Below are 1,992 nucleotides of genomic sequence, written 5' to 3'. Positions count from 1 at the left end.
GAGCGCCGTCGACCCGGCTGTGCAGCACGACCGTCGAGGGGCCGTCTGCAGGGTCGAGAGAGAGCCGCACCGAGCCGTCGGCATCCAGGAAGCGGAAGGAGTAGCGGTCGGGATACAGGCAGAGGCCCGCGGAGGCGCCGATCTCGAGCAGCGCGAGCGGACCCTCGATCTCGGAGAGCACGGGCAGCAGCGGGGCGAGCCGCAGCGGCTCGTTGGTCTGCAGCCGCCGCGCGGTGCACTCGGCCACGATCTCGTCGGCATGGGCGGTCACGAAGGCACGCCAGCCGTCGTAGTCGCCGAGCTCTGCGCCCAGCATCCGGGTCACGGCGAACACGAGCGGGGGCTGGCGCCGATTCTCGGGGATGCGCGCGAGCACGGCGCTGATCCCCGGATCGCCCGCGACTCCCGCCGCCCACTCGGCGTACAGCTCGCTGCGACCGGGCGCCTCGTGCTCGGCGAAGCGGGCGTAGCGCTGCTGCACGGCATCCGTCATGCTGCCATTCTCTCGTGACCCCGTCCGTCTCCGGACGCGAGAGAATGGAGCGGAACCCCCAGGAGGACTCATGTCGTACAGCGTGGACAAGACCGAAGAAGAGTGGCGCGAAGAGCTCGGCGACGAGCAGTATGCGGTGCTGCGCCAGGCAGCCACCGAACGCGCCTGGACGGGCGAGCTGCTCGACGAGGGACGAGCCGGCCTCTACACGTGCGGTGCGTGCGACGCCGAGCTGTTCAAGAGCGGCACCAAGTTCGATTCCGGCTGCGGCTGGCCGAGCTTCTACGAGTCGATCCGTCCCGACGCGGTCGAGCTGATCGAGGACACGAGCCTGGGCATGGTGCGCACCGAGGTGCGCTGTGCCGCGTGCGGCTCACACCTCGGACACGTCTTCCCCGACGGTTTCGGCACGCCCACCGGCGACCGGTACTGCATGAACTCGATCGCACTGAACTTCACACCGGAAGAGTCGTGAGCGCGCTCGACGCCGTTCGAGCGCGACAGTCCTGGTCGAAGGTCACCGACGACGCCCCCTCGCACGACGAGCTGCTGACGCTCGTCGCGGCGGCCGGCCGTGTCGCCGATCACTCCTCCCTGCGCCCCTGGCGGCTGATCGAGCTGCGTGGCGCCGACCGCGATGTGCTCGGTGCTGCGATCGCCAAGGCGGAGGGCGACAAGTCCCCCTCGTCGAAGCCGCGACGCGCTCCCCTGCTGATCGCGGTCGTCGCGAGCTACCGCAAGAGCTCGAAGGTGCCGCGGTGGGAGCAGGAGGCCGTGGCCTCGGGCGTCGCCCACGTGCTCAGCCTGCTTCTCGACGAGGCCGGCTGGGGTGTGCTGTGGCGCACCGGCGGCTACACCCGGTCGAAGGCCGTGGCCAAGGCCCACGGCATCGGCAAGGACGAGGAGCTCCTCGGGTGGCTGTACGTCGGCGGCAAGCCCACAGGCAAGAAGGCCGGTCGCCGCAAGCCGGTCGATGCGCGCACGTTCGTGACGCGGATGCCGGTCGCGAAGGCGTCGAAGAAGAAGTAGTCAGGGGCGCCTGCGCCGTGGCAGCGCGACGACGACGGATGCCACGGCGACGGCGACCATCCCGATGATCTGCCAGGGAGCGGGTCCCGCCGCCGCGGGCCAGATCAGATCGATGACCACCGAGGTCGCGAGCTGCCCGAGCACGGACCCGAGTCCCATCAGCAGCACCCCGGTGTGCGCGACGATGAAAGTCCCGAGCAGGATGTACGCCGCTCCCAGGACGCCGCCGAGGTAGAGCCAGGGCTCGGCGGGCGGCGCATCGGGTGCCCCGCGAACGCCGACGCTGACGCCCGCGGCGATCACCAGCACCGCGGTGCCGGCGATGAAGCTCATCATGGTCGCGGCGAGCGGCGAGTGCACGCGCTGCGCCAACCGTCCGTTGGTCGCGGCCTGCCAGGCGATGCCCACACCTGCCGCGAACGGCAGCAGCAGCATCCAGAGCGGCGCCGTGGCCAGCACATCGCCGCTGA

The 1,992-nt window shown here is 70.7% G+C and carries 4 protein-coding genes; 2 read left to right on the top strand and 2 right to left on the bottom strand.

Translation table 11 applies throughout. From position 1 onward, the window contains the following. Nucleotides 1-493: DUF2332 family protein (locus tag RTM68_RS18485; protein WP_312173773.1), on the bottom strand; the 493-nt coding region annotated here is incomplete at its 3' end. A gap of 70 nt (nt 494-563) precedes the next feature. Between RTM68_RS18485 and msrB the strand changes: the two genes are divergently transcribed. After that, on the top strand, nt 564-968 hold the full coding sequence (gene msrB / locus RTM68_RS18480; protein ID WP_194763701.1) for a peptide-methionine (R)-S-oxide reductase MsrB: 405 nt from the start codon (nt 564-566) through the stop codon (nt 966-968). After that, nucleotides 965-1,522, top strand: a complete 558-nt coding sequence (locus RTM68_RS18475; RefSeq protein WP_312173771.1) for a nitroreductase family protein — start codon at nt 965-967, stop codon at nt 1,520-1,522. The genes msrB and RTM68_RS18475 overlap by 4 nt, the downstream gene beginning before the upstream one ends. Here the strand turns inward: RTM68_RS18475 and RTM68_RS18470 are convergent. After that, nucleotides 1,523-1,992 (bottom strand): DMT family transporter (locus tag RTM68_RS18470; protein ID WP_312173770.1); only part of this gene is annotated, 470 nt, incomplete at its 5' end.

The organism is Microbacterium sp. (genome assembly GCF_031988965.1).
In the GTDB taxonomy this organism is placed as follows: Bacteria; Actinomycetota; Actinomycetes; order Actinomycetales; family Microbacteriaceae; genus Microbacterium.
This window is presented reverse-complemented; position numbering and strand designations above follow the sequence as displayed.